The 7,626-nt window shown below is 46.7% G+C and carries 7 protein-coding genes; 3 read left to right on the forward strand and 4 right to left on the reverse strand.

Annotation, left to right across the window (positions count from 1 at the left end; genetic code table 11):
• Window positions 1–132 precede the first annotated feature (132 nt).
• Window positions 133–2,925, reverse strand: a complete 2,793-nt coding sequence (gene polA / locus LVQ76_RS19540) for a DNA polymerase I (RefSeq protein WP_232922298.1) — start codon at window positions 2,923–2,925, stop codon at window positions 133–135.
• A 445-nt stretch (window positions 2,926–3,370) separates the two neighbouring features.
• Between polA and yihG the strand changes: the two genes are divergently transcribed.
• Window positions 3,371–4,258: a 1-acylglycerol-3-phosphate O-acyltransferase, YihG family gene (gene yihG / locus LVQ76_RS19545; protein WP_232905324.1), complete on the forward strand. Its 888-nt coding sequence runs from the start codon at window positions 3,371–3,373 to the stop codon at window positions 4,256–4,258.
• A gap of 31 nt (window positions 4,259–4,289) precedes the next feature.
• Here the strand turns inward: yihG and dsbA are convergent, their stop codons facing one another.
• The 3 genes from dsbA to LVQ76_RS19560 all read right to left on the reverse strand — a co-directional run bounded on the left by dsbA (window position 4,290) and on the right by LVQ76_RS19560 (window position 6,274).
• Window positions 4,290–4,913, reverse strand: a complete 624-nt coding sequence (dsbA, locus tag LVQ76_RS19550; protein ID WP_034461503.1) for a thiol:disulfide interchange protein DsbA — start codon at window positions 4,911–4,913, stop codon at window positions 4,290–4,292.
• 28 nt (window positions 4,914–4,941) lie between these two features.
• Window positions 4,942–5,928, reverse strand: coding sequence for a serine/threonine protein kinase (locus LVQ76_RS19555; RefSeq protein WP_232922299.1), 987 nt, complete (start codon window positions 5,926–5,928; stop codon window positions 4,942–4,944).
• 76 nt (window positions 5,929–6,004) lie between these two features.
• On the reverse strand, window positions 6,005–6,274 hold the full coding sequence (locus LVQ76_RS19560; protein ID WP_034461496.1) for a YihD family protein: 270 nt from the start codon (window positions 6,272–6,274) through the stop codon (window positions 6,005–6,007).
• 72 nt (window positions 6,275–6,346) lie between these two features.
• On the opposite strand from LVQ76_RS19560, the gene mobA reads away from it, so the two are divergent.
• Together mobA and mobB are read left to right on the forward strand one after the other, a co-directional pair.
• A complete protein-coding gene (gene mobA / locus LVQ76_RS19565; RefSeq protein ID WP_370640083.1) occupies window positions 6,347–6,928 on the forward strand; it encodes a molybdenum cofactor guanylyltransferase MobA in 582 nt (193 codons plus the stop codon).
• Entirely contained in the window at window positions 6,929–7,432 is a 504-nt protein-coding gene (gene mobB / locus LVQ76_RS19570) for a molybdopterin-guanine dinucleotide biosynthesis protein MobB (RefSeq protein WP_232865974.1), read from the forward strand.
• The last annotated feature ends 194 nt before the right edge of the window (window positions 7,433–7,626 follow it).

Here is a 7,626-nt window from a genome sequence, read left to right on the forward strand (position 1 = left end):
AATAACTCTACTCCTTTTTATTCGGTTGAAAAAGCATTTTTTGTAGTTTTTTTTCACCCTTTACACTCCGATATTGAAGCGTCATCACAAAAAGCTATGAGTTATGTTGCTTAGTTACATAAATCGCTTTATTTAGTGAGCTTCATCCCAATTTACACCACTTCCGACTTCCACCAGCAATGGCACATCTAGCGTCATACTGCCTTCCATCAGTTCGTGGATTTTCTTCGATACCGCTTCCAGATCGTCCTGATGAACTTCAAACACCAGTTCATCGTGTACCTGCATGATCATTTTTACACGTGGCTTTTCTGTTTCCAGCCAGGCATCAACGGCAATCATGGCGCGTTTGATAATGTCTGCAGCGGTCCCCTGCATTGGGGCGTTGATTGCCGCGCGTTCTGCACCGGCACGACGAGCAGCATTGCTGGAATTGATGTCCGGTAAATACAAGCGGCGGCCATCCAGCGTTTCGACATAGCCTTTATCCTTCGCCTGCGTCCGGGTACGTTCCATATATTCCAGCACGCCCGGGTAGCGTTCGAAATAGAGATCCATATACTTCTGCGACTCTTTACGTGGAATGTTGAGTTGACGAGACAAACCAAACGCACTCATACCGTAAATCAGGCCAAAGTTGATGGCCTTGGCGCTGCGGCGCTGTTCGCCTGAAACGCTATCTAACGGCAGCCCAAATACTTCTGCTGCTGTCGCACGGTGAATATCTTTACCTTCCGCAAATGCAGTCAGCAGCCCTTTATCGCGGGAAAGATGCGCCATAATACGCAGTTCGATTTGCGAGTAGTCGGCGGAGACAATCAGATAATCTTTTGGCGCAATAAAGGCCTGGCGAATACGGCGACCTTCTTCATTACGCACCGGAATGTTTTGCAGGTTCGGCTCTGTAGAAGAAAGACGACCGGTCGCCGCGACAGCCTGATGATAAGAGGTATGCACGCGCCCGGTTTTCGGGTTAATCATCAGTGGCAGCTTATCGGTGTAAGTCGATTTCAGTTTTGCCAGGCCACGATGCTCAAGAATAACTTTAGGCAGTGGGTAATCCAGAGCCAGCTCTTCCAGCACTTCTTCAGAAGTCGACGGTGCACCACCAGGCGTTTTCTTCAGCGGCTTAATCCCCTGCTTTTCAAACAGAATAGTTTGCAGCTGCTTTGGAGAAGAAAGGTTAAAGGCTTCGCCCGCGATTTCATGAGCGGTGATTTCCAGCTCCGCCAGGCGTTTGGTGAGTTGCTCAGAATGCGTATGCAGCACGGATGGATCGATTTTCACGCCATTGCGTTCAATACGCGACAGCACAGGCACTAGTGGCATTTCAATATTTTTAAAGACGCTGAGTGGCCCCTCGCGCTTTTCGAGTTGCGGCCACATCTTCAGGTGCAACTGCAACGTAACATCCGCATCTTCTGCGGCGTAACGCCCGGCCTGTTCCAGATCTATTTGGTTAAAGGTCAGCTGCTTTTTACCCTTGCCGGCAATCTCTTCAAAAGTGATCGTGGTGTGCTTCAACCAGCGAGAAGACAAGCTGTCCATATCATGGCGGCCCGCGACGCTATCAAGAATGTAGGACTCGAGCATGGTATCGAAGGCAATGCCACGTAGTTCGATATCATAGTTTTGCATGATGCCACGGTCATACTTGAGGTTCTGTCCAACTTTAAGAACGCTTTCGTCCTCAAGCAATGGCTTCAGCAGTTCAAGGGCACGCTCACGTGGGATCTGCACCGGAGCACCAATATAGTCATGCGCAACGGGGATGTAGCAGGCAACTCCGGGTTCAGTAGCAAATGAGAGGCCCACCAGGTTCGCACTGACGTTATCTAAACTGTCGGTTTCCGTATCAAAGGCAATAACCGGCGCTTTCTTCAGGCGGGTAATCCACTCTTCAAGCACGCTTTCTTCAAGAATGGTGACGTAGTTGTCATGCGAGAGTGCAATAGCTGGCTCTTCCGGTTCAACTTCAGCTTCAATCTCTACCGTTTTCGTGGATTGTGCCGCAGGTTTTGCACCCTTAGCTTGCATCCACTTGCCTGCTTCAACGTCAGTAATCCAACGTTTAAATTCATATCGTTTGAACAAGTCGAGAAGCTCTTCATCTGCCGGTTGCTGCACTTCTAACTGTTCACAGCCTAACTCAAGCTCCACATCTGTTTTGATGGTGGCTAGTTGATAGGAGAGGTAAGCAAGGTCTTTGCTTTGCTCAAGCTTCGCCGCCATGGTTTTTGCACCACGGAACGTCAATTCTGCGATTTTTTCTGGGTTGGCATATAGCGTATCCAGACCACCTAAACCTTGCAGCAGTGCCTGTGCGGTTTTCTCACCAACTCCTGGCACGCCAGGGATGTTGTCTGAGGAGTCGCCCATCAATGCCAGGAAGTCGATAATCAGCTCTGGAGGTACGCCATATTTGGTACGGACTTCATCCGGTCCAAGAATGGTATTCGTCATGGTATTGATAAGCGTGACGCCCGGCGTAACCAGTTGCGCCATATCTTTATCGCCGGTACTAATCAGCACCGGACGACCAACGCGTTCCGCCTCAAGTGCCAGAGTACCAATCACGTCATCGGCTTCCACGCCTGAAACAGCCAGCAGCGGCAAGCCCATAGCTTTAACCATTGCATGGAGTGGCTCAATTTGAGCTCGTAGATCGTCCGGCATTGGTGGGCGGTGAGATTTGTAATGCTCAAACAGCTCGTCACGGAAGGTTTTGCCTTTAGCATCAAAAACCACTGCTGCGTGGGTCGGTTGATACTGCAACAAGAGACTGCGCAGCATATTCAGCACACCGTACATTGCCCCGGTCGGTTCACCTTTGCTATTGGTCAGCGGTGGAAAGGCGTGATAGGCACGATAGAGATAAGATGAGCCATCAACGAGGATAAGTGGGTTTTGCGCGATCTGAACCATAATGTTCCGTTCCGTGACTGGTTTTAGTTTATGGCTAAAGGATGCCATAGCATGGCTGAAAACATGAACTTTTGAGGAAGATAAGGTGAAAAGTTTTGTTGATCTTCGAGATCGCCCTCAAGATCAATATTGTGGATAAGTTTGTGCATAATTTTTTAAGCAATTGATTGCGTATCTCAATGGAAATCCCACGCTCAATAAATATCTATATTTATCATTGTGTTGAGTTTTAATCATTCTCTCAGGTGACATTTATTGCGTGATCGATAAATGTGGATATAAAAATTAATTATGTTATAGACCGATAATATTAAAAACCCACAGTACCGCGTTTCTTAATCCACTTTATTTGTTTCCTCACTCAAGATTATTTTCTGATAAAATTCACCACCTATTATTCTTCTCCCACCATCTGACACTCTCTAACCATCTGAAAAATTTACTTATGTCGAGATTATTCGCCGCGATAACGTTGATTCTGAGTGTCGCTCTTACCATTCTGGTTACTATAGCCTGCTCGGTACCCATTATTGTCGCTGGCATCATTAAGCTGCTATTACCTGTTCCCGTCATCTGGCGATCAATCTCGGTATTTGCTGATTTTATGATGTACTGCTGGTGCGAAAGTTTAGCTTTCCTACTCAAGCTGAATCCGCATTTGAAATGGGATGTGGAAGGGCTGGACGATCTCAGTAAAAAAAACTGGTACTTACTGATTTGTAATCACCGAAGCTGGGCAGATATCGTCATTTTGTGCGTGCTATTTCGTAAACATATCCCGATGAATAAATACTTTTTAAAGCAGCAACTCGCCTGGGTACCATTCATGGGTCTGGCATGTTGGGCTTTGGATATGCCTTTTATGAAACGTTATTCGCGCGGCTATTTGCTTCGCCACCCAGAACGGCGCGGTAAAGACGTGGAAACAACCCGGCGCTCTTGCGAAAAATTCCGCTCTCATCCAACGACGATTGTGAACTTTGTCGAAGGCTCAAGATTTACTAAAGAGAAGCGTTTACAGACACGATCAGCCTTTCAAAACCTGCTTCCGCCTAAAGCCGCTGGCATCGCAATGGCGCTCAATGTATTAGGGAAACAGTTCGATAAGCTGCTCAATGTAACGCTCTGCTACCCTGAAAATTCGCAAAGTCCGTTCTACGATATGTTAACCGGCAAAATGACCCGGATCGTAGTGAGAGTTTCGCTTGTGCCGATTGCAGAGGATCTGCATGGAGACTATGTTAATGACAAAGGATTTAAACGACGCTTCCAGCAATGGCTGAATGCGGTGTGGCATGAGAAAGACGCTTTACTTACGAGTATCAAACAATAGAAGAAAGCCGGTCAGTGACCGGCTTTTTTAATTACTTTTTCTCGACCAGGAACTTGGCCACATCAGCATACTGCTGGACGAATACGTCCATATTGCTGGTGTCCATTCCTTGTGGATTCAGTTGGTATTTACCATTCACGAAAATAGCCGGGACACCCTGCAATTGCAGATCGGCCGCAGCTTTCTCTTGTTGAGCAACCAAGGATTTCACTACAAAACTGTTCCATGCCGCATCGTACTCTTCTGCTTTCACACCTGCATTAATGAAGACATTACGAATATCAGCAACATTCTGAACTGTTTGAGTTTTCTGAACAGCTTCAAACATTGGAGCGGTGATTTTATCTTCCACGCCCAGTGCCAATGCAACAGCCCATGCCTGAGTCAGATCCTTGCCCAATGGGCCCAGGAACTCAACATGGTATTTAGTCATTTTGGTGCCTTCTGGCAGTTTTTTCTTCACGGTATCAGAAACATGAAGCACTTCTTCAAACTGGTAGCAGTGCGGGCAGTAGAAAGAGAAGAACTCTAAAACCTGTGGCTCACCAGCAACAGGTTTTTCCAGAGTCACGAACTCTTTGCCGTCAGTGAACTGCGCTGCAGACACGCTAAATGCCAGGACCATCCCCGCCAGCGCCAGCCAAATCTTTTTCATCATCAAATCTCTCCTGAATAAATACTGATTAATACATTGGCGTTAATGTTAGTGGTGGTTCACGTAGAACCCGAACCTGCTCTGTAAAAGTCGCAGTTTGTGTTCTCCAGTAATCTTCGTCGGTAAGCCACGGAAAATTTCTGGGGAAGGCAGGGTCATCCCAGCGTCGAATTATCCACGCGAGATAATAAACCATACGCATTGCTCGTAAAGGTTCTATGAGTGCAATTTCGTCTGATTCAAAGGGGGTAAACTCTTCATATGCTTCGACAATCATTTCCAGCTGCATTCTCTGCTCGGCTTTGTCACCATTCAGAAGCATCCAGATATCCTGAATTGCAGGGCCATTACGTGCATCGTCCAGATCGACAAACAATGGGCCATCGCGCCAGAGAATATTCCCCGGATGGCAGTCGCCATGTAATCGTAGTGCCTGAAAATCTTCATGCCAGTGGAGTTTCACTTCCGCGATTAGCGCATCAGTTGCTTTGAGAAAGTTTTTCTTGAGAGCTGCCGGAATCAGATTGGTATGCTCAAACAGTTCACGTGGCTCAAACAAATACTCATTTAAGCCAATATCAGGACGAGCGGAAAATTGCTTACTACGCCCGGTTTGATGAATACGACCAAGGTAACGACCCACCCACTCCATCTGATCAAGGTTATCTGTTTCGTATTGTCGCCCACCTAAACTAGGAAACACTGCGTACATAAAACCTTGGTGGCGTAGCAATGTTTGGCCGTTGAAATGCAATGGCGCCGCGACTGGAACATCGTCTGCTTGCAGCTCAAGGGAAAACTGATGTTCTTCTTCTATTTGTTCTGGGGACCAGCGATGGGGGCGATAAAACTTCACCACATAACGTTTACGATCCTCGTCCTGAAACTGATAGACGCGGTTCTCAAAACTGTTTAATGGCGTCAAGCCGGAATCCACCCGTATACCCTGTTCGAAAAGGGCATCCATGATGGTATCCGGATGTAGTGTTTGAAAATTGAAAGCGCTGTCTGTCATCCAGCCAACCAACTGTAAATGCGAATAGTTGAGGATAACATTTCGCAGCCATTTAGGTGGGCTGGCTTACAAGCTTTTACTCTTTAATTACGCCGCGAGCACGCAGCAATGCTGTCTTAAAATCTTCTTCGTAGTCTTTCTGAATGCCAGGAATAACAGCATCTTTCGAAGAATCGCGCATTTTCAGATGATAGATAAGCACATCATCAGTGAGATCGGTTAATTCACCGGTATAACCTGACTCTTTGCTGAGTTTCTGCAAAAATTGAATCAAGTTGAGATCCGGCTCTTTCTGCCATGCGGGCTGAAGTAGCTCGAGCAGTTCGTTAAGGCGTTTACATTTCATGATTGTGCTCCATTCACATGAGAGATGTCACACGTTAGCAGGCTCAAACCCACATTAAAAGAGGCGATATAGGTGAGATGTTTAACAGAAGTTACTGGTGTGGTGTTGGCCGGTGGAAGAGCAACAAGGATGGGCGGTCAGGATAAGGGGCTCATAAACCTTAATGGCCAACCACTGTTTGAACACGTCATGAGTAAGCTAGTGCCTCAGGTGGGTAATGTGGTGATCAGTGCTAACAGGAATATTGAAATATATCAGTCTGTTGGGGTTAATGTCCTGAGTGATACGCTACCTGATTATCCAGGTCCACTGGCAGGAATCTTGTCTGCAATACAGCATCTGAGTGATGAATGGTTTCTGTTCTGCCCTTGCGATACGCCTAATATCCCGGACGATCTGGCATATAAACTGTGGATGCAAAAAGGTGAATCCAAAGCGGTATGGGTGAATGATGGCGAGCGAGATCATCCAACCATTGCACTTATACACCGCAAGTTAGTCAAAGATCTTGAGCAATATTTGGCTGCTGGCGAGCGCAGAGTGATGATTTTTCTGCGTGAAGTGGGCGGGAAACCTGTGCTGTTTGCGAATCAGATGCAAAACTTCATCAACGTAAATACACCTGAAGATCTCATGCAATGGGAGAAACAATAGATGCTGCCATTGTTAGCATTTGCAGCTTGTAGTGGGACGGGGAAAACGACGCTGTTGAAGCGGGTGATTCCTTTACTGAACGAACGAGGCATTCGTCCTGGGCTTATTAAGCATACGCATCACGATATGGATGTAGATAAACCGGGGAAAGATAGCTACGAGCTACGCAAAGCTGGAGCGGCACAAACCATCGTCGCCAGCCAAAAACGCTGGGCTCTCATGAATGAAACACCGGACGAAAATGAGTTAGATCTTTACTACCTCGCCAGCCGAATGGATGAGTCATCACTGGATTTGATATTGGTCGAGGGTTTTAAGTACGAATCAGTACCCAAGATACTGCTCTATAGAGAGGGCACTTCTCTGAATGCTGGCGATTTAGTGATCGATAGCCATGTCATTGCCATCGCCAGTGATGTAAATCTGAACATATCACTCCCTATCCTGGACATTAATCACCCTGAACAAGTCGCTGATTTCATTAGTAACTGGTTGAAAAAATAGAAATTTAAGAAAAAACTGAGAAAAGGAGGCAAGGATTTCATAAATCGCAAACAGCAAAAAGCCCTGCACATCAGTACAGGGCTTGTATTCGTATCATCCTGATACTCACCCCTCCGGGGCCGTCGCAAGCGACGTGCAACATTGCTCCCGACAATGTTGTCCACTTAGCAAGCACAAAAAAGCCCCATGCTTTC

Source organism: Buttiauxella cochleicola (assembly GCF_021283185.1).
In the GTDB taxonomy this organism is placed as follows: Bacteria; Pseudomonadota; Gammaproteobacteria; order Enterobacterales; family Enterobacteriaceae; genus Buttiauxella; species Buttiauxella massiliensis.